We start from the raw sequence: 19,492 nt of genomic DNA on the forward strand, positions 1-19,492 counted from the left end.
GGCTAGTTATTTGTATATTTAATAATAAGAGGTGAAAGGATGCCTGAGCTAAGTGAGATGGTAGGGCGAATCAATTTGAAAAAAACATATCCTATTGTCGAGGCTGAAGAATTTAGATGTGAGGATTGGGCAGGAGATCTTTGGGGGTTCGTAAAGGTAAAGGTCCCATTTTCGGTAGACTTGGGTTCGTTACGTGAAAAAGCTCTAAAAGATGTATTGCATGAGAGGTTTGTTAATTACATATTTTCAAGATTGGTTATTGGCGCTGTGTATGTTTTTAATATTGCGCACAAAAAATCTTGGAGTGAGAAAGTCATTGCTGAGGCTTTAAGTGAGTCTATTGATGTTCTTTTAGATATCGATGAAGAAATAAAGCATAGAATAATATGGTATTTGGAGCGTATTGCGAAGCGGGTGATCAGAGATGAGGCAATGCCATCAAAGGGGCAAAATAGATCCATTCGTAAATTCGCAGCAATAAAAGGCCATCGTTGCTATCTTTGTGGAAAGGATTTGCATTACAAAAGTAGGCCGTATGGTTCTCCTGGAGACAACTATATAGAAATAATCCGACAAAAAAGAACGTTCGAGATTGAGCATGTATGGAATCGAGCACGGGGCGGAAGCAGAGATAGGTCAAATTTGGCAGCTAGTTGTAATGAGTGTAATCAGTTTAAAAAGCACTTCTTGACTTTTTCAGATATGCCGGTCGAGCAGGTAATGACACATACAATGGATAGTAGAAACATCAGTTCGGCAATATCCAGAGAGCAACGATTTTCGTTGGTGTGGTGTCAACAAGGAAAATGCTCTCTTTGTGAGATAAACTTTCATGATTTAGATGATGAGAGCTTGGTTCTTATAAAGCGCGAAGAGTCACAGCCTTATCATTTTTTTAATATGATGCTAATATGTCTGGTGTGTAATAACAGATTTTCAAGGAATGGAGTGATTCTTAGTGCATAACTACAAAGGTTTTTTAGTTCGTCAGCATGATAGGTCGGAGATCGATTTTGTCGTTTTTGTTGCAAGAGCGAAAGATGTAGTTCAATGGGCGCAAGCAGATGATATTCGTCTTGATCGAGGTAATGTTCAACGGGCGTTGATTGAATCTAGATGGAAGCAAGTTGGTAAGTTTTTTAGAGCGTCCGATCGGAATGTCATTCCTACAAGCGTAACCATTGCCTTTGATGAAGGTTTGCAGCGCTGCGCGTCAAAAGGAGAGGTATCTGGCGTTGATGCGTCTTATTTTATGGGGGACGCGGTTGATGGCATGGTTGATATAGAGTTCTCTAATGCCGTTCAACCATTTTCTTTTATTATTGATGGACAGCACCGCTTGAAAGGTATGGCCGAGGCTGATCAGGATATTTGGGTGCCGGTTTGTTTGTTTCCGTCGCTATCCCAGTTTGAAAGAGCGTTTCAGTTTATAACAATTAATAATAAGTCTCATAAGGTTCCTACGGATAATTTAAAAGCGTTGATCACTAACTTTGCGGATGTTGAGGAGGGTTTGCGTATTAGACTAACCCAGGCTTCAATTACTGCCCCGAAATTTGCCACTCTTGTTGATGTCATGAATGAGGATCCTGAAAGCCCATTTTATAAAGTGGTCGATTGGGTAAATAACAGGCATGAGGATAAAAAGCTTATTATTTCGCCGTCGGCAATTGAGAATGGGTTAAAGGCTATTAAGGGTGGGTTTTTAGAGGCGAAATCGGATGATGCTAATGCAATAACAGTAATTACTGCCATCTGGAGAGAAATATTTTTATATTACGGTGTGAATTATTCGAATATAGAGACGTTTAATAATTTGACAAAAAAGCCGGTGATGCAGCGAATTACAGAAATGGTTGTTGAGTTTTTGGTTAAAGAGTTTGATCCGGTATTTTCTGATGGGAATATTATGTCCCGAGACGCTCATCAGGCGGGAGTGGCTGCAAGAAAACTGATTGATTCTATTCCTGTGGAATTTTGGCAGGAGGAGTGGAGGATGAAAAGTTTGGATACATCCGCGGGCAGGGACATTATTAGTCGCGGCATACGTGAACTAAAAAGGCAGGTTATAAATAACCGTGGCTCCGATTTTGATTGGCGTAAAGGAAATCCTCTTTATCTAAATTCTGATGAGTAGAATAATATTCTATTCGTTTAGGTTTTTTAGTGCGCAGTACATTAAGAAGTATCACGATTTAATGTCATTAATATTTCTTGGTCTGCGCATATTTCTCGTATTCTGGTGGTGTTAATCTGGATTTGGGTTAAGGCGATATTTTGATCTTCTGGTTGGGTGCTACGGGGTTACTTCTTGGTGTGTGGTTGCTTAAATAAGTGGCTTTAGTTGACGTTGAAAATTTGTTGGTTGTTGGTTGTTGGTGGTTTAAGGTATTCTTAGTATTTTATGTTGCTGTAAACCTAGGCGCCATTTGGGATTATTTTTGCAGTAATTCATGGCCCCTTGTATGTTGTCTTCTGTATTTGTGTTGTCCATCGGTTGTAGGTAGAAGTGTTTGAAGTCTAAGTGTTCGTACTGGTTAGGCAGCGAGTCCAGTTGAGGGTATACGAGTTTTAATTCGTCACCTTTAGTGATTTTTAGGTTGGCAGTTGATTTTGGGCTCACACAAATCCAGTCGATTCCAGAAGGCGGTGTAATTGTGCCGTTGGTCTCTACGGCAATGGTGAAATTTAGTTTATGTAGAGCGAGTATCAATGGGGCATCGACCTGAAGCAAAGGTTCTCCTCCAGTCAATACTACGTACTTTTGATTTTGATGGGAGATAGGCCAGAATGAATCAATGGCGTGGGCGAGGGCTTCAGCGTTTTTGAATTTATCCCCTCCTTCACCATCTGTTCCCACAAAGTCGGTGTCACAGAATGTGCAGACCGCGTTTGCTCTGTCCTGTTCCCGGCCCGACCAGAGGTTACATCCTGAAAATCGGCAGAATACCGCGGGTCGACCCGCTTGGTTGCCTTCCCCTTGAAGGGTGTAAAACATTTCTTTGATGCTGTAAGTCATTAGGTTTACTCATCTGATTCAAATAGGTGGCGAGTGCACTGATCCGCCACCGCTGAACCATCATCAATCTCGTTGTTGAGCGTACTGCTCATATCCAGTTTTGCGCAGTTCGCAAGCTGGGCACGTTCCACACCCGTAGCCCCATTCATGTTTCTGCTGTCGGGTCCCGAGGTAGCAGGTGTGGGACTCTTCTTGGATCAGGCTGACAAAATCTCGATTACCTAGATCTTCCGCCAAACGCCAGGTCTGCGCTTTGTTGAGCCACATCAAGGGCGTTTCAATGATCACCGGAGCGTCCATCCCGAGGCTCAAGGCCACCTGGGTGGCTTTGAGGGTGTTGTCCCGGCAGTCTGGGTAGCCTGAGTAGTCGGTTTCGCACATTCCCCCGACCAGCACTGTGAGGTCCCGTCGGTAGGCAATCGTGGCTGCGAACGTCAAAAACAGTAGATTCCTCCCGGGTACAAATGTATTGGGAAGTCCATTCTTTTCAAACTCTATGGTTTTCTCAGCGGTCATCGCCGTATCGCTGATCTGGCCGAGTAATTTGAGGTCAAGCACGTGGTCCTCACCGAGTCGCTGGGCCCAGTTCGGAAATCTATTACGTACCTCCCGCAAAATATTCAGCCGACATTCGAGTTCGATTCGATGCCTCTGGCCATAATCAAAGCCAATGGTCTCGACGTGCTCGTAACGTTCCAGCGCCCAAGCCAGACAGGTGGTTGAGTCTTGTCCGCCTGAGAATAAAACTAAGGCTTTAGTGTGCATACTTCTCTCCTTGGAACTGGGTTCAGATTTAGCGCCGTTTCAATTCTTGCTTTAGTTTTTCGGTCAGATACTTGGTGAGCAATCCGATATCAGTGGGCGTGTTCTGGATACCATTCCAGGGGCGTCGGTCGGTTTCAGAAATGTGCCAATCGCCACTTGTCCATGCCGTATGAGGTTTCAAAAGTTTTAGACCTTTGATAAAGCCTTCCTTGCTGGTTGTGCCTTGATCGGAGTAAAGCAACTCCATAACGAAGCTCAAAGAAACCAGGCCCGCGCCGTGCTTCAAACGTGAATTCCTGGGCGCTTGTCCTTCCCATTCCGATTTGAAAACTACACGCACCGCATGGAAGAAGTTATTGATAAGTTCGATGCTGCGCCCCTCAAAGTCATCAAACTTCATGAAGCTACGAATCGCGCCATCATTCGCAGAGTTCATCACGAACTTCTGCATCGCCATGTCGCTTAGTACTCCTTTAGGATTCGTGTGTTGTTTGATCTCGCCAAATAGAGAGGAGTTAGGCAGAAAATTCAATAAATCAATAATGCGAGCAGCAAATTTACGGCTCGTGAACCGTTCTGGCAGGCCGTCAACAGTCGGTAAAAGTTCATAGATGAGCGATTTTGGCAGCGGCCTCGTATTGTTGACGAGCACAAACTGCTGTCGCAGTTCGTTGTAGTCTTTACAAATCAATGCAGATACAAATACCTGGAATCCAGGTTTTTCCATCGTCGCAAGGGCGCTGAGTCGTTGTTGTCCATCGACCACGAAGCCTGGCTTGGATTCGGCAGTATCAATAACGATTTCTACAATACCCTCGCCGAGGTCTTTAATCGTTACCCCATCCAGGAATGCCAAGATAATTGCGTTAGGAAGCAATGCATCGTCACGCTGAAGATAGTCACGAATATCTCTGATGTGCGACGCGACTTGATGGCGCTGAAAGCCTTTGAGGTGACCTTCTTCATCGCGGCCGACTCTCTCAATTTCAGAAAACTCCAAAATTTCATTTGGAGTGGCCGCAAACGAAAATACATCATGCCCGGAGGCCTGTTGGGCGCGCACACCCTTAAATCGATAGATCATTGTTTCGAAAGTTCCAGAGTTTTCTGAAGGTGGCGGTGGTACACGCCTAAGTTATGAAATCCGCGCCTTTTGTTTCGATTGCTGGCTCGAAAGATAATAGTTTCAATGCCCGCTGCCTGACAAATCGAACATTGGCATTTTTGCCACGGTTTATCTCTCAGCGTGGGTGAGATTAGTCGGACATGCTTGGCGATTTCTTTTTCCATTTCTATTGGTGACAATATCGTGCCGGATAGAGTCAGTCGGAGATAGTCTACTAGTACGGCTAAGGTAGAATCAAAGTCGAGAAGATTTTTATCGTAGTCGCGGATCGCTAGCAGCGCCGCTTTTTCTTTGATTTGTAACTCTTCTGCGCTCAGAGTGCCTTTTTTAATTCCTTGCATCAGGCGTGGATTTTCAATCGCCTGCGGAATGCGGATAGCCGTGTAGTAATCCAGTTTGGTTGTATTGTTGCCCATGTAATAATTACACTTCGCATCTTTAAATGCGCGTATAAGGGGGGAGGTTGAGTCAAAACTGGTAATGCCATATCCAGTGAATTCATGGATGTTCTCAGCTTTAGCGAAACCCAGCAGATGAATATTTGTCTCGGGCTTAAGCACCGCTCGAAGCTCTTTCAGAACCTCATGGATTTGATCGACTTTCAAAGGTACTAGACCTCCGATCGCCAAGTAGCGATAACCCATGTCTTCGAGTTGTTTTGCAGCGTTCGCCATGCTTTGGGGAGACCAACCCTGTACCGCACCAAGAGGTTCGAAAGGCCATTCCGCCTCCTTCACTAAACGCAGAAACTCTTGCGCATTTTTAAGCGTGATTTCGTACCGAAACAGCACGTCTTCTGACTGGCTCAGCGCTGGAGGATTGCTGGAGTCGCAGTTGAATATGATGTGGTCCGGCGAGCAACCGTGGGTGAATCCCGCATCTGAGTAAAACTCTACTACTTCGCTTGGGCTATACGCAGGGGTAGGGTGCTCTACATAGGCGAAAGCCCCGCAGTCACCTAGGACCATCGTATCTTTGAACTGAATGCCATCGAGTCGTAGAAATTTGCGCGCGCCTTCTCTGAGGAAGCGCTGCTGCTCGGAAGTCGAGTACCGAACCTTTGAATTAGCGACGCCATTTGCAGGTCGCACTGCGCTCATCGAGACCAAGAGCCCATCATAAGGGACGGGGGTCATCATTTCGTGCGCATACTGGTCATCCCAGTATCTCTTCCGGCCCGGCGCATTTCGATCGTTGATGAAATCGTAGTCCGGGTCTACGTAGTCTTGGGTGTCGGCGTATAAAAATTTCATTGGTGAGCGCTGGTCATATAGAGGCGGATCAAGGTTTCTTGCAGCGCCTTGATATCTTGAGGGGTGCTTTGGATTTCATTCCACTGGACATTAATCATCGGCCACTGACCTGTTGTCCATGCGCAGTAAGGGGCGACTCTGGCCAGTTCTCGTAGCACGGCTTCGTAGGTTTCGCGCTGACCACCGATTTTGGCGTAGATCCGATCCATAAGCACTCCCATGGCGATGATCCCCGCTGAGTGCATGAGTCGACTGCTCTTGGATTCAAGTGCCCACGCCTCTGGAAACGTATCACGCACTGCCCGCCAGAAGGTCGTCAGTAGGTTGTACATGGACTCAACGTTCGCCGCTCCGTCGATGCTGGAGGTGTAGGGAGCCAACGCCCCCAATGGATTACCGATGCTGTTGCGGATCATCGTTATTACAGCGGTGTCAGTGATTACTGCTTTGCTATTTTGCTCGGACGACCGCTTTATGAGTTTGTGGAAAGGGGAGTTGGGGTCACGGCTAAGAAGCCCGCATAACTCAGCTGGCGCTTTGCGAGCACTCAGTTCGCGGGGCAAAAGGATGCTGCCTGTCTCCGGCAGTAGTTCGTTGATCAGTCGAGTGGGCAAGGGTTTGGCCTTGTTGACCAAAATAAATTGCTCGCGCTGGGTGGTCAGACTGTCGGACACAAAGCCGATCACGGGTACAGGAAGATCCGAATTAGCCGCTTTCGCCAACGCCAATGAGCGCTGTTGCCCGTCCACGATCCAGGCAGACCTCATCCCTTCCTCCCTGATAGGGATCGTCAGCGTACCCGCTTGCGAAAGCCCCGCGTCGCCTGTCGGCTTGCTTCCGCGTGCTGCAACAAAACGCAGGTCAGGAGACAGCGCTAAGATAATTGCATTGGGAAAAAGTACATTTCCCTGATTGAGGTACTCAGTGATCCCTTTGACATGACTCTTAATCTCGGGGCGCTGAAAACCCTTGAGGGGACTGCTGTCTTCCCGCGACAGGCGGCTGATGTCGGCAATTCGGACCAGGTCAGATCCCCTGATGAATAATGCATACACATCAAGGTTATCGCCTTGCGTGGTGCGTAGTGCACGCACCACGATCGCATCTTCGCTCGTCATGCTTTGCTCTCTATGCTGTCTTGACCTTTGATGTCCTGCCAGATCCTCCGAAAGCGCGATTGCTCGCACGACACCAGGGCGTCGTCCCTTAAGTAGCGTAACAATCGGGTGGAACTGCCTTGGTAGTCAGCCCACACACACTCAAGCATGTAGGCAATTTCACTGTCCGATGCGCGCCGCCGGATGGTCGCTTTTGTTATGGATAAAAGATCCATCGCCGCGCTGACGCTCTTTCGAGCGATCTCAGCAGGAGCACTCGACAGTTCAAGAATCTCAATGAAATGACGCAGGGCTCTCTGAGGGAAATCGTTGCGAGTGCCTGGTAGTGTTGAGGTTTCAAGGCGTTCGTCATAGGGCATCGCGATGCGTCGTAAATGGCTGGGAAGCATCTCGATGCCAGGGCGCGAAGTGAATATTCTGAGCTTGTCGATCTGCGTGTCCCTGATTTTTCCAAGGTCTTCGCCTATCAACTGGACATAGTTTGAAGAGAGGGCAATGAGCACCAAGTCGATGTCGGGTTGGCTGACGAGGTCCGCTAGGGCGCTTCCCTTTGATTGGGTGACATTCACGGCTTCCCACCAATCTGATGCGCGCGCACCCAATTTTTCGAGACGTGGGATGATAGAATTCGGATCCTGAGCCACCGTCAGGTTGTACGGTGGACATCTCTGATCGCCTTCAATCAACCCTAAGCCGGTCGACGCAAACATTAGCTTCGCGTCCAACTTCGTTGCTACGCGCCTCGCGTCAGAAACGCTTCTGCCCACGTAAAGTGAAGATGCCATCAGAGTGGTGGGACGTTCGTCTATTTGCCCCTTCCACGCCTTTGCCATGGCTGCAATCGATGAATAACACTCGTCGTTCAGCACCACCGGCGGCAGGCCGTCGAGACGTTTTCGATTGGTGCAGTTGGTGATGATGACGGTTCTCATGGGAAAACTGTAGGCCTGTTTTGACGGGTGTTGCATTTATCTGAGGCTGACAATTTACCATTTAATAACTGTATGGGCCAATGCGCTTAGGCTAGTTTTTATGTGGAAGGGTTGGTATAAGAGCCTCAATACTGCTGCTACCCCTCTTTCTGGGGGGCCGTTCGATGAAGGAAGAGATTCATTGCTTAAGTTCAGCGCAATCAAGGCGTTACAGAGCCCAACCCACCAAGTGGTATCGTTTGCGGCTACCGTTGAGCAGATTTTGGCGATCGCTAGCATCGACCGAGTCAAGCGTGATGATCGTGGCGCCCTTCATGGCTTTCAGCGGCCACAGGTGTCCAAGCACATACGAGAGATCCGCGACTACCTCTCCCGTCCCGATGCGGTAATGCCCAATGCGGTGGTGTTAGCGTTTACCAGTGGAGTCCGGGTGGTGGAAGGAAATGGAGCCTATGCAGAAATTGAGGTGGATATATCATCCGGCCCTCCTGGGTTCGTTGTGGATGGTCAGCAGCGCCTATCTGCGTTAGCTGGGCTCGAGGGGAGTTCGTTCCAGCTACTGGTGTCTGCTCTTGTGTGTGAAAATCAGGAAGAGCTTCGCCGGCAATTTATTCTCGTCAACAACACCAGTCCATTACCGAAGTCGCTGGTATATGAACTGCTCCCGTCTGTCAGCGGCCTTCCATTCAGAATGACTTCCCGCGCCCGCGCAGCCCGCATCGTGGAAATGCTGAATTATGACGATCGATCTTCTTTGCAAGGACAGATTAAGCAGCATACCAACCCCTCAGGGGTCATCGGTGATACGTCGCTCCAGAAACTGGTAATGAATTCGCTATCTGACGGTTACTGTCGGGAGGTGATTGAGTTGTCGGGAGGTGAGGATCGGTGTTTCTTGGCCATCAGTGAGTTTTTCCAGGCGGTCCAGGAGGTGTTTGGAAATGCTTGGCATGGGCACACGCCTAAAAGCTCTCGTCTCGTCCATAGCGCGGGGATTATTTCCATGGGGTTCGTCATGGAGCAGTTGTGTGCTACAGGAGCGCCACTGGCCCCAGTATTCAAGTTAGGCCTTAGAAAGCTACAAGGATATACAGCTTGGACGCTCGATTCGGGAGAGTGGTCCTTTAAAACAGGCAACCGGCCATGGAATGGAGTTCAGAATTTACATGGTGATATTCATCTTTTGACTGATCATTTGACCAGGGTAGTTCGAAGTTCGGAACTCGTACCTAGCTAACTGGTGCTCATTACTAATATTTAGGAGGCATTATGACTACTTTGGTTTCCTCGGATCTGTCTCCAGCCCTGGCCAGTGACGCCAGTGTAAAAGAGTTCTCTGAAGTCATTCTTCATCTATCCATGGCTTTTCAGGAAGCATTGAGAAGGCTTTCAGGGCAGGACGAAGCTTTCCCTTCGGAAGGGTATGGCATGCTGACTGAAGCCTACGGTTTACGGACGCGTGCGAATATTCTTTACCTGACGCCATCTACCCATGTGGTGCAGGCATTAAATTTTTCCCAAGCTGCTATGTTGGGGAAATTCGAAGAAATATTGAATTGTTTGAGTGATGTAACCGATTTGCACACTGTTAACTCCATTTTGGTTTCCGTGATCACCATTGCATCAGCGCTGGGTGAGGGGCGAGCCAAAGTTGTAGAGTTTTTGTTTGAAACGTTATGCGTCGACCTTGAGTCTTGGAAAGTTTAGTCTAGCTGTTTGGTTTGTCGCGTGAGATGCCGGAGGAACAGTGGAGATTTTTAAAGAGTTCGTTTTTGAGGCCGCTCATCGACTGCCCAATGTTCCAGATGGGCACAAATGTGGGCGCCTGCACGGTCACTCCTTTCGTATTGCAATTTATATTGATGGCCCTGTCGATAGAACGTCGGGTTGGGTCAGGGATTTTTCCGAGATAAAGGAGATTTTCGCGCCTCTGTATGAACGCTTAGATCACAATTATCTTAATGAAATTCCCGGACTGGAAAATCCGACGAGCGAGGTTTTAGCCGTTTGGGTTTGGCAGGAGCTAAAACCATTGCTTCCAGAGCTATCCGCAGTACGTATTCACGAGACATGTACAAGTGGATGTATTTATAGAGGGCCGGAGGTATGACCACTCTCGTGTAAAGAAAGTAGAGCTATGCACAGTGTGTAATTCACCGGATAGGTCTAGGCTTTAATTATTGAGTTTGGGAGTTGGTTTTCTTGTCTAGCTCGGCACTCCGCCCTGTAGGGAGGTGGATATGGTCAAGCCTAACAACGGTCGAGTTGAAATTGCTAGGCGTGGTCAAACTCGCTCACCATATTCTCTTAAATGGTACCAGGCGAAGATTACTTCTTGGGACTTCTCGTGGACATTTCGAATGGCTACCCGACGCGAAGTATCGTCTGGGGAGGACGCTATCCAAGAATTCGCTGTCCTCACTTTCAAAGGTACTGTGGTTTATCCAGAGGAATTTAAGTATCCGGAGATAGAGATTCAATTGGTGGAAGGTATTACCTTGATCTCTAATGAGACTGTTACTCCGAGTATTGGCTCGATGAGCGCAAATGGCCGATTGCTCTCGGTCTACGTTTCAGTTCCTGTGGAGCGGATAAAAACATTGATGTCAGTTGCTCCTCGAGTGGTGGTCGTTGATTTTCATGCATCACCTCTACATTATCGTCGAGCGTTGGTCGTGTCGATACAGTTAGATACTGTGATGGAGTGATGTCATTGTTACCTAAACGAGAGAGGTGCCGGAGGAACTGAATTTCCATGATTGTCCCAGGTCGCCGCACGTGAGTCGAGAGGACCATTAATAGATCTTTGAGCCACCTGCCTCTGAACGCTCATGGCTAATTAGCAAAAATCGTTTTTGCGCTCAATGCAGTTTTGTTGGGGAGTTGGCTAATAAATTTTAATGCTTTGTTTGAATCGGTTGGTTTAATGGTTTTGTTCGATATATTCCGCGTTCTAAATACCCGCCAAGTTTAACTTAATATGTTTGAAAAATATGACTAATATTGAGCTGTGCGCGTAAATATAGTGTTCAGTGTGTTGTAATTAATTATTGGTTGTGGAGAGTTGAGTCGTGTGGAATCTGAAAGATAAAGCATGGAGCATACAAAGCGGCTGAAGAGTTCATTGCTAAGAATGCCGGTTCAAAGTTAGTAGTGGGTTCCTTCGAAACGAATGATAAGGGCGGTGGTGCATTCGTTGACCGCAAGCGGATCACTGGCCGGATCTACGCCGAGGGGAAAATGCGTTCGTCATTCTGGATTTTTGTGCTGAAGGAAGACAATGGTAGGGCTACTGCGAGGATCGCTGTGACTCGAAAGGAGGTAAGGATTTCGGTCGAGAAAATGAAGCAACTGCTGTGCGATAATGGCATGTTGATTGAGCAGAGCGTCGTCTGTACCTCACGTATAGAAATCAATAGTGTCGCTGCCTGAGGCATTCAACCTGCCTAGGGCAGAAATGGTCCAGGCTTATTGGCTTGAACCCGCTGGTCCCCTTCAGCTATAGCTGGCCGGCGATCTCACTCACACATCACAGCTCAATCCTTCCCACTGAACTCAAAGCGTCTGCTTTTGCCGAATTCGGTAGCAATGCGGATGCACTCGTCAGCTGAGTGCTCATTCTAAGCCTCGCGATCTTCATCGCTAAAAGGGTCAGTTTTGGGTCAGCGGCAACACAGGTAGCGATCTGTGCTGGTAAGTGAGATCGGAGTAAACCGTTTAAATCGGGGATAAATTTCTGACCTGACTTCGAAGCTGGAGCCGCCAGCTGGGCGGCGTATGGGCCTGCGCGCGTAGTGGCGGGGTGAAATTTCTTACCTGGTAGCGGTCTGTGCTGGTATCCGGCGATCGGAGCAACCGTTAAACCAGGGACAAATTTCTGACCTGACTTCGAAGCTAGAGCCGCCAGTTGGGCGGCATATGGGCCTGCGCACGTGGTGGCGAGGTGAAATTTCTTACCTGGTAGCGGTCTGTGCTGGTATGTGGCGATCGGAGCACACCGTTAAAATCGGTGACAAATTTCTGACCTGACTTCGAAGCTAGAGCCGCCAGTTGGGCGGCATATGGGCTTGCGCACGTGGTGGCGAGGTGAAATTTCTTACCTGGTAGCGGTCTGTGCTGGTATGTGGCGATCGGAGCAAACCGTTTAAATCAGGGGCAAATTTCTGACCTGACTTCGAATCTAAATAGGCCTGATGGGCAGCGTGCATGCTTTGAGTAAGCATTCGGCTAGCTCGGTACGCCATATGTCTCGATGGCGCTTTGAATGCTGTGGAGCTATCTCAATTAGCCAAGCGTATGCATCCCCATTATGAGTAGATGCCCATCTCTATTTGCCCTATGAGCTTTATCACATCACTTGGATCAGCATCCACCGGCTTCATCCCGCCCAAAGCTATGGCTGGCTGGTTTAGCCAATTCAGTGCATTGGCTTCATTTCCCTCAAAGAGCGAAATCGCCGCCTTGAGCACATCTGGAGTAAGAACATTGTCGTGCATTTTTTCTCCAAGAGTCAGGTGAATTTTCGCTGTCCCACACGGCGTAGAGTGACGAGGAGGTAGAGCCAATATCGGCTATTTCACTTCGCATTCGTTTCCTTAGACCGAGTGGGCGAGCTTAAGTCAGCGTTACTTTGAGCATCACTCTCGCAATCTGATAGCTGCCACCTTTTTGCGAGCTGCCTCGTTTTATTGTGAGTTCACGCCGTTTTTGGCCCTTTTTCGCGCTGCCTTTGGCACCAATACTGTTTGATATTTCTCTTCCTTTCTCAGCTTTTTCGCATGTCAGATGGTCTTGCCTAACGCCTTGTTTCCGGGCAATTAGGGCGTTTTCCCTCACCCGCTCCGCGACGCTAAACCCTGGAAGCTCAGTTCCGATTCTTCGTTCTTAAAGGTCACCATCCAACATCCGCGAAACAGTCTGTACGTCACGCGGGCCGTGCCTTTGAAGACAAACGGAAGCAGCGAAAGCCGGACTTCCGATTGTGCGCTAGGGAAACGGAACAGAGCGCGGGGAGGGCGCATCTATTCGAATTGATTGTTGACGGGCTGTGGGCCTCCTGAAGACCCTTTGATCACAAGGCCCAGGGTCTGAGTTGGAATCAAACCATCGCGTCCGAGAGCCTGACCTATACCTCCAAATTCGACGTTTTTGGGCCCAAACCGCAGTGCCAAACAGACCGCAAATTCACCCGACTTCTGGCTGTTTTGGTGACAAACCATTTTGCAGGTAGTTGGCACCGATTGAGTGACGCTGAACCCTCGAAAGATCCGTCGGCCGCGGCTTCTAGCGGTCAGCACGGAATCTCTTGCAAGGTCCTGGTCGGTGCCAAATCCGCTGCTAACTCACAGCCGATTAAATAAATCGGCTTTTTTGTGTCTGTCATTACGGTTTCGGCGCTTTCTTAATGTCCTCCGAATCACTCGACGTCGCAGCATCCTTCGCCGTCTCGTGGGACTGCGCACCGGCATTCCCGCCGGAAGATTCTTCGCCTTTTTTGCTGGCCTTTTCGTCGTTGGCTTTCGAGCTTTTCGACTGATTGACTCCCGGCATGGCGGTTGGCGGTGCAGCGGATCCCGCCGTGTTTTGTTCACTTGCCAAGACGTAAACAGGGCTGGCCACAAGCAGGCTGGCGAGCGACAGGGCGGCAATTTTCTTGTTCATGGTCTGAGCCTTCCACGCTGGGGATGTACCGCATTGGAAGGGCGAGGGCGTTAAAGGTGCATCGCGCTGGACGAGTGGTAACCCTCGCCGACCTTATGTCCAATCTGAAAAAATCCTCAATAGGCGGCAAATTGCTGGCCCCCTGATCGGAAACATCCGGTCAAAATCGCCTTTTTTCAAAAGGTTAGGTTGGCTATATGCGGACGATTGCCATCACCGTTGCAACGCTTTCCCTGGCTGCTTTTGCCTCGACCGTCGAGGCGAAAGAGATTAGCAAGAGTCATCAGTTTGCCTGCACCTGGGGTTCGGACATGGCTGCCGGAGCGCAGCAGTCCAAGCTGTCTGGCGTTTCTTTATATGGCGCGCGCAAGCAATTGCAGGTGCGCAAGTTTAAGCAGCCGTGGATGCGCATGACCGCGATGGGGATCACCGAGCAGACCTACAACAGCAGCTCAAAGCTCAAACCGGCGGCGATCAAGCAAATTTATTACGAACAGTGCATACGCCACGAATTGGCCCAGCGTTAACGCAAAAAGCCCAACCTGAACCGGTTGGGCTTTTTCATGCCTGACGAGGCGTCTGTGTCATTTTTCGCTTTCGCAATTGACCATCCACGACACCCCGAAGCGATCGACCAGCATGCCAAAACGCGCGGCCCAGAAGGTCGCTTCCAGTGGCATATCAACGCGACCATCCTTGGCCAATGCGTTAAACACGCGCTCGGCTTCGGCGATGCTGTCAACGTCAATGAAATCGAGCAGCCACTCATGCCTTGGGTCGGGCGGTCGGGCGTGGTGTCCGAGGCCATGATCATCTGATCACCGACCTTCAGGCAGGTGTGAATCACCAGATGGTGATGCTCTTTGGACACGTGCTCGGCGGCGGGTGTTTCGCCGAAGGTCATCATCGCCTCGAGCTTTCCCTGCAAGGCTTGCTCGTAAAACGTGAACGCTTCGCGGCAGTCGCCGTTGAAGATCAGGTACGGGTTGATTCTCATGTCTCTGCTCCCGGCAGTAGCGCGGAGAGCGGCGGTTATTCGCCAGGTTCCGCGTTGGGCGGTTAAAACATAGCAAAGCGTTGGACGTCAGGAAGGGCGGAGTTTTCCAGATGGATTCGTTCTCAAAAACGTCTGGTTTAGTACCGTCTGAATCCAGGTCAGGAATCGCCCGAGCTTTTTAACAAAGCAGGCCCGGCCATGCGGGGAGCGGGTTTGGATTGCATCAGGCTGTCCAGCGCTTTGCGATAACTTTGACCGCCGAGCGCCATGCTGTTGTTGTGCGTTGCTCCTGGCACCAACAAAAGGCGCTTGGGTTGTTGCGCTGCGTTGAACAGTTGCTCACTGAAACGCGGTGGCACGAAAGCGTCGGCCAGACCGTGTACGACCAGCAAAGGCATATGAATGTCGGCGATCTTGTCGATCGAATCGAATTTCTGCGAGAGCAACCAGCGCACCGGTAGCGAGGTGTTGGCCACAGACGCGGCGACGTCCGCCAGTGTGGTGAAGGTCGATTCAATCACCAATCCACGAACCGGCAGCGGTGTGTGATTACGCTCGGCGTCCTGGCCAAGTTTCGCAGCCAGATCGATCGCCACTGCGCCGCCAAGAGAATGGCCGTAAATCAGGCGTTTGTTCGGATCCGGTTGCAGCAGTTTGAAGCGCTCCCAGGCGACGCGGGCATCTTCGTAAACGCTGCTTTCCGACGGCAGATCACCGTGGCTCTGGCCGAAACCGCGATAGTCGATGGCCAGCACCGAGTAACCCGCTGCGCGCAATTGCTCAATGCGGAACAACTGCCCAGTCAGGTTCCAGCGCACGCCGTGCAAATAGAGAATGGCTGGAGCATTGGCTTTTTCCGCCGGCCACCACCACGCGTGAATGTTTTGCCCGGCCTTGAAGCTCTTTGGTTGCAGGTCGAGTTCCTGCACGCTGCCGGGCAAGCCGTGATACCAGCCGGCCGTGCCCGGTTCGATGCGAAACAGCAGTTTGCGTTCGGTGTGTTCGAGCACGGCACAACTCGTTGGCACGCCGATAATCAGCGCGGCCATGCAGGCGAACGCCAGACGGCGGCGTCGCAGACGAGTCATGAAGGACTGGAACATTAAACGTTTCACCACGCAGACAAAGAACGCTTTTTACCAGAACCCTCGGTCTGCGCGTGACAATTTCGACCAGCGCCCGTGGGCAACGATTACAAAATGCTGCAACGGCTTAAATCACCTGCAACACGATTTTGCCGATATGGTCGCCGGCCTCCATGTGCGCGTGGGCCTGGGCCGCGTCGGCGAGCGGGTAGACCTTGTCGATGATCGGCAGGCAGCGCCCGCCAGCCAGTGCTGGCCAGATGTGCTCGCGCAGTTGGCTGGCGATCTCGGCTTTTTCCGCCGCAGTGCGGGCGCGCAGCAGCGAACCGGTGATCACCGCACGTTTGGCCATCATTGCTAGCAGATCGAAGTCATTGGCACGGGCGCCGCCGAGGAAGCCGAGCATCACCAACCTGCCGTCCATCGCCAGCGCGCTGACATTACCGTTGAGGTACGAGCCACCCATGATGTCGAGAATCGCATTCACGCCTTTGCCCTCGGTCTTCTCGGCGATCACCGCGGCGAAATCCTCTTCGCGATAGTTGATCGGCTGGCCGCCGAGTTTGCTGATTGCCGCGCATTTGTCAGCGCTACCGGCGGTGGCAAAGGTTTCGATGCCGAATTCGCGGCAGAGCATCAGCGCGGTGGTACCGATGCCGCTGGTGCCGCCGTGAATCAGCACGCGTTGACTACGGCTGGCGGCCCCGAGCACGAACAGATTGGCCCACACGGTGAAGAAGGTTTCCGGGATCGCTGCCGCTTGAATCCAGTCGATGCCGTCGGGAATCGGCAAGGTCTGGCCTGCTGGAACCGCGCAGTACTCGCCGTAGCCGCTGCCGTTGGTCAACGCGCACACCCGGTCGCCCACGGCAAACTGGCTGACGCCGGCGCCCAGCGCCACGACTTCACCGGCCACTTCGAGCCCGGGAATCGGATCCATGCCTGGCTTCATCGGGTATTTGCCGGCACGTTGTAAGGCATCCGGACGGTTTACGCCGGCGGCGTGTACGCGGATCAGTACTTGGCCTTCAGCGGCGACTGGCAACGGTACGCGTTTGGGTTGCAGGACTTCCGGGCCACCGGGTTCGGTGATTTGAATTTGGGTCATTTCGTTAGGCAAAGACATGCTAATTCCTCTCGGTAAACGGATATGTAGATGGGAGGTCAGTACGCTGCAAAGATTCCAGTCAATCACAACCTCCCTGTGGGAGCGGGCTTGCTCGCGAAGGCGTCGGGACAGTCGATGCAGTGGTGCCAGACACACCGCTTTCGCGAGCAAGCCCGCTCCCACATTGTTTTGTGCGTGTCCATAAGTTCATGGCTAGCTCAAGGATGAGCGCCAGCGCAATCGCGCCAGCAGCAATCACAAACAGCAACGCGTGATGGCCGCCCGTGGCATTGAACAGCGCCGAATAGGCAAACCCGGCCAACGCCTGAAACGTGGCAAACGACACCGTGGCGCGGCTCCAGGCGATTTGCTGGCGATGATGATTCGGCACCAGTTCATGCACCCGAGCCAGGGCCAGCGGCACGATGCCCGGCGGGAATGAACCGAGAATCACCGCGAGCAGCGCCAGTGCCAGAAAGGAATGCGAAACCGCCAGCAGCCCCAGCGGGATCGCCTGCACGACGAGCACCAGCCGAATACTTTTACGTGCGCCGAATCGATCCGCCAGAAAGCCATAACTCACCGGCCCGACAATCGCGCCCACGCCATACATCACCCACACCAACGCGCCGACATGCGCCCCGGCATTGAGTCCACGCGCCACGTAATCCACCAGAAAAACCATCGCCGGCACCAGACCCGCCGCCATGAAGGCGTATTGAGCGAACAGCAGATAAACGCCGGGCGGAGTCGCTTGAGTCGCCGCCACATCATGTGAGGCGGTCGGCTGCGGCAGATCCGCAGGCCAGCCGAACCAGCTAAATGCCGTCAGTACCAGCGACAAAGTGCCGAGCCCCAGCCAAGTCGCCTGCAGACCCAAACTCAACAGCGGCGGCACAATCGTCCCCGAGCCGGCGATGCCCAAACCGATCCCCAGAAAAATCGCGCCACTGGCCAGCCCTTTGCGCGCGGCCGGCACATGCGGCAGCACGGTCGCAGCCACCAGCACCATGATCGCGCCACCGGCAATCCCCGACAGCAGTCGCCAGCCGAAAAACCAGCTCACTGACAGCGGATAGGCACAGGCGAAAAATGCCGCAGTTACCGCGAACATCATCAGGCGCAGCGCATTTTTGTTGCCAAGTTGCCGCGCCACAGGACGGCCGAGCAGGGCACCGATCAAATAGCCGACAAGGTTGGCGGCGCCGAGGTACACGACGTCGTTGGCAGAAAACCATTGCGCTTGAATCAGCGCAGGAATCAGCGGTGTGTAAGCAAACCGCGCCAGCCCGATGCTGACCAGGCTGGCGCAGAGTCCGGCGAAGATCGGCAGCCACAGGCCGGTAGGTGATGAAGTACGCATGAGAGCGATCTCGAGGAAGGTATATGGCGCTGAGGATATCGGCTATCGTTGCTGCATTCGCGCAGCGATTAAGCGGCGCACTGATGCAAATTTGCATCATCAGGAGACAGCATGAATTGGGATGATGCGCGGGTGTTTCTCGCGGTTTGTCGCGAGTCGACGTTACGCGGCGCAGCGCGGGTGCTGGGAGTTGATCAAGCGACAGTAGGGCGACGCATCACTGCGCTGGAAAAGTCCCTGAGTGCGACGTTGTTCCTGCGCACCTCCGACGGTTACGCGTTGACGGCGGTGGGTGAGGCCGCGCTGAAGAACGTGGAGAAGATGGAGCATTCGGCGCTGGAGCTTGAGCGACAGATTCAGGGGCTCGACGATCGCCTGACCGGCAATGTGCGCGTCAGCACCACCGATTCGCTGGCCATCGATTTTCTGATTCCGGCCATTGCCCGCCTGCACGAGTTGCACCCGGACGTACGCGTGCAACTGGACGCGTCCACGCAGATTCTCAGCCTGGCCAAGCGCGAGGCGGACATCGCCGTGCGCAACACGCGGCCGGACAATCCGGATCTGATCGCCCGGCGGATTGCCCGATGGCCGGTGGGTTTGTTCGCTTCGCAAGCGTACGTCGATGCCAAGGGCATTCCGCAACCGGGCTCGGCGTTCGAGGGGCATGATCTGGTGGTCTATCAGCCGTATTTGCAGGGCAACAAAGACCTGACGCTGGTCTCTGAACCGATGACTCGCGGGCGGATTGTTGCCGGCCTCGGCTCTAGCCTGTTGGTGCGCCGGGCAATGGCGGCCGGTCTCGGTGTAGGAGAAATTCCCGTGTACATGGGCGAGCGCGATGGTCTGGTCAGGCTCTGGCCCGAACGTACTCGACCGTTACCTTACGACGTGTGGCTGGTAACCCACGCGGATCTGCGCCATACCGCGCGGGTGAGGGCGGTGATCGAGCAGATTGTCGACGTGTTTGCAGCTGAGAATGACTAGATGCAAGGGCTACGTCTTCTGACGAAACGGCCTACAAAACAGGCAGAATCGGCTGGCTTGTCAGCCGACTGGGCGAGT

20 protein-coding genes and 1 pseudogene are annotated in these 19,492 nt (G+C 51.8%); 9 read left to right on the forward strand and 12 right to left on the reverse strand.

All coding sequences use genetic code 11. The features are described from left to right. Positions 1-39 precede the first annotated feature (39 nt). Both ACIP1X_RS05555 and ACIP1X_RS05560 read left to right on the forward strand, forming a co-directional pair. The gene (locus ACIP1X_RS05555; RefSeq protein ID WP_400750112.1) at positions 40-966 is read left to right on the forward strand and encodes an HNH endonuclease; all 927 of its coding nucleotides are present in this window, start codon (positions 40-42) and stop codon (positions 964-966) included. Next, positions 959-2,137: a DGQHR domain-containing protein gene (locus ACIP1X_RS05560; protein WP_400750115.1), complete on the forward strand. Its 1,179-nt coding sequence runs from the start codon at positions 959-961 to the stop codon at positions 2,135-2,137. Before ACIP1X_RS05555 ends, ACIP1X_RS05560 begins: the two co-directional genes overlap by 8 nt. 246 nt (positions 2,138-2,383) lie before the next feature. Here the strand turns inward: ACIP1X_RS05560 and queE are convergent, their stop codons facing one another. The 6 genes from queE to ACIP1X_RS05590 all read right to left on the reverse strand — a co-directional run bounded on the left by queE (position 2,384) and on the right by ACIP1X_RS05590 (position 8,213). Next, positions 2,384-3,019: a 7-carboxy-7-deazaguanine synthase gene (queE, locus tag ACIP1X_RS05565; protein ID WP_400750117.1), complete on the reverse strand. Its 636-nt coding sequence runs from the start codon at positions 3,017-3,019 to the stop codon at positions 2,384-2,386. A 63-nt stretch (positions 3,020-3,082) separates the two neighbouring features. Next, positions 3,083-3,784: a 7-cyano-7-deazaguanine synthase QueC gene (queC, locus tag ACIP1X_RS05570; RefSeq protein WP_400750120.1), complete on the reverse strand. Its 702-nt coding sequence runs from the start codon at positions 3,782-3,784 to the stop codon at positions 3,083-3,085. A gap of 28 nt (positions 3,785-3,812) precedes the next feature. Further along, positions 3,813-4,847 (reverse strand): DGQHR domain-containing protein DpdB, encoded by a 1,035-nt coding sequence (gene dbpB / locus ACIP1X_RS05575; RefSeq protein WP_400750123.1) that lies wholly within the window; start codon positions 4,845-4,847, stop codon positions 3,813-3,815. Between the two features lie 17 nt (positions 4,848-4,864). Then, positions 4,865-6,163 carry a tRNA-guanine transglycosylase DpdA gene (dpdA, locus tag ACIP1X_RS05580; protein ID WP_400750126.1) on the reverse strand — a complete coding sequence of 433 codons (1,299 nt, stop codon included), beginning with the start codon at positions 6,161-6,163 and terminating at the stop codon, positions 4,865-4,867. Further along, positions 6,160-7,281 carry a DGQHR domain-containing protein DpdB gene (dbpB, locus tag ACIP1X_RS05585; RefSeq protein WP_400750129.1) on the reverse strand — a complete coding sequence of 374 codons (1,122 nt, stop codon included), beginning with the start codon at positions 7,279-7,281 and terminating at the stop codon, positions 6,160-6,162. Before dbpB (ACIP1X_RS05585) ends, dpdA begins: the two co-directional genes overlap by 4 nt. Continuing rightward, positions 7,278-8,213, reverse strand: coding sequence for a hypothetical protein (locus ACIP1X_RS05590; RefSeq protein WP_400750131.1), 936 nt, complete (start codon positions 8,211-8,213; stop codon positions 7,278-7,280). Before ACIP1X_RS05590 ends, dbpB (ACIP1X_RS05585) begins: the two co-directional genes overlap by 4 nt. A gap of 181 nt (positions 8,214-8,394) precedes the next feature. On the opposite strand from ACIP1X_RS05590, the gene dbpB (ACIP1X_RS05595) reads away from it, so the two are divergent. The 5 genes from dbpB (ACIP1X_RS05595) to ACIP1X_RS05615 all read left to right on the forward strand — a co-directional run bounded on the left by dbpB (ACIP1X_RS05595) (position 8,395) and on the right by ACIP1X_RS05615 (position 11,645). Next, on the forward strand, positions 8,395-9,450 hold the full coding sequence (gene dbpB / locus ACIP1X_RS05595; protein ID WP_095974524.1) for a DGQHR domain-containing protein DpdB: 1,056 nt from the start codon (positions 8,395-8,397) through the stop codon (positions 9,448-9,450). A 32-nt stretch (positions 9,451-9,482) separates the two neighbouring features. Then, positions 9,483-9,920: a hypothetical protein gene (locus ACIP1X_RS05600; RefSeq protein ID WP_400750134.1), complete on the forward strand. Its 438-nt coding sequence runs from the start codon at positions 9,483-9,485 to the stop codon at positions 9,918-9,920. Between the two features lie 40 nt (positions 9,921-9,960). Further along, positions 9,961-10,323: a 6-carboxytetrahydropterin synthase QueD gene (queD, locus tag ACIP1X_RS05605; protein ID WP_218394887.1), complete on the forward strand. Its 363-nt coding sequence runs from the start codon at positions 9,961-9,963 to the stop codon at positions 10,321-10,323. A gap of 130 nt (positions 10,324-10,453) precedes the next feature. Next, positions 10,454-10,921 (forward strand): hypothetical protein, encoded by a 468-nt coding sequence (locus tag ACIP1X_RS05610; RefSeq protein WP_400750136.1) that lies wholly within the window; start codon positions 10,454-10,456, stop codon positions 10,919-10,921. Positions 10,922-11,366: 445 nt separating this feature from the next. Further along, positions 11,367-11,645, forward strand: coding sequence for a hypothetical protein (locus ACIP1X_RS05615; RefSeq protein ID WP_400750139.1), 279 nt, complete (start codon positions 11,367-11,369; stop codon positions 11,643-11,645). Between the two features lie 875 nt (positions 11,646-12,520). On the opposite strand, the gene ACIP1X_RS05620 is transcribed toward ACIP1X_RS05615, so the two are convergent. Then, positions 12,521-12,709 (reverse strand): antitoxin Xre/MbcA/ParS toxin-binding domain-containing protein, encoded by a 189-nt coding sequence (locus ACIP1X_RS05620; protein WP_400750141.1) that lies wholly within the window; start codon positions 12,707-12,709, stop codon positions 12,521-12,523. 886 nt (positions 12,710-13,595) lie between these two features. Further along, positions 13,596-13,874, reverse strand: a complete 279-nt coding sequence (locus ACIP1X_RS05625) for a hypothetical protein (protein ID WP_400750144.1) — start codon at positions 13,872-13,874, stop codon at positions 13,596-13,598. A 197-nt stretch (positions 13,875-14,071) separates the two neighbouring features. Here ACIP1X_RS05625 and ACIP1X_RS05630 point away from each other — a divergent pair, with 197 nt between their 5' ends. Further along, positions 14,072-14,401, forward strand: a complete 330-nt coding sequence (locus ACIP1X_RS05630; RefSeq protein ID WP_053119016.1) for a hypothetical protein — start codon at positions 14,072-14,074, stop codon at positions 14,399-14,401. 57 nt (positions 14,402-14,458) lie between these two features. On the opposite strand, the pseudogene ACIP1X_RS05635 reads toward ACIP1X_RS05630, so the two are convergent. The 4 genes and pseudogenes from ACIP1X_RS05635 to ACIP1X_RS05650 form a co-directional block, all read right to left on the reverse strand. Beyond that, positions 14,459-14,871 (reverse strand): annotated as a pseudogene (locus ACIP1X_RS05635) (VOC family protein). Between the two features lie 158 nt (positions 14,872-15,029). Continuing rightward, on the reverse strand, positions 15,030-15,974 hold the full coding sequence (locus ACIP1X_RS05640) for an alpha/beta hydrolase (RefSeq protein ID WP_400750147.1): 945 nt from the start codon (positions 15,972-15,974) through the stop codon (positions 15,030-15,032). A 109-nt stretch (positions 15,975-16,083) separates the two neighbouring features. Further along, positions 16,084-17,082 carry an NAD(P)H-quinone oxidoreductase gene (locus ACIP1X_RS05645; protein WP_400750150.1) on the reverse strand — a complete coding sequence of 333 codons (999 nt, stop codon included), beginning with the start codon at positions 17,080-17,082 and terminating at the stop codon, positions 16,084-16,086. A gap of 61 nt (positions 17,083-17,143) precedes the next feature. Continuing rightward, positions 17,144-18,427: a YbfB/YjiJ family MFS transporter gene (locus tag ACIP1X_RS05650; RefSeq protein ID WP_400750153.1), complete on the reverse strand. Its 1,284-nt coding sequence runs from the start codon at positions 18,425-18,427 to the stop codon at positions 17,144-17,146. Positions 18,428-18,538: 111 nt separating this feature from the next. On the opposite strand from ACIP1X_RS05650, the gene ACIP1X_RS05655 reads away from it, so the two are divergent. After that, positions 18,539-19,414, forward strand: coding sequence for a LysR family transcriptional regulator (locus ACIP1X_RS05655; protein WP_400750155.1), 876 nt, complete (start codon positions 18,539-18,541; stop codon positions 19,412-19,414). Positions 19,415-19,492 lie beyond the last annotated feature (78 nt).

The organism is Pseudomonas sp. NPDC088885, assembly GCF_044750025.1.
GTDB lineage: Bacteria > Pseudomonadota > Gammaproteobacteria > Pseudomonadales > Pseudomonadaceae > Aquipseudomonas > Aquipseudomonas rustica.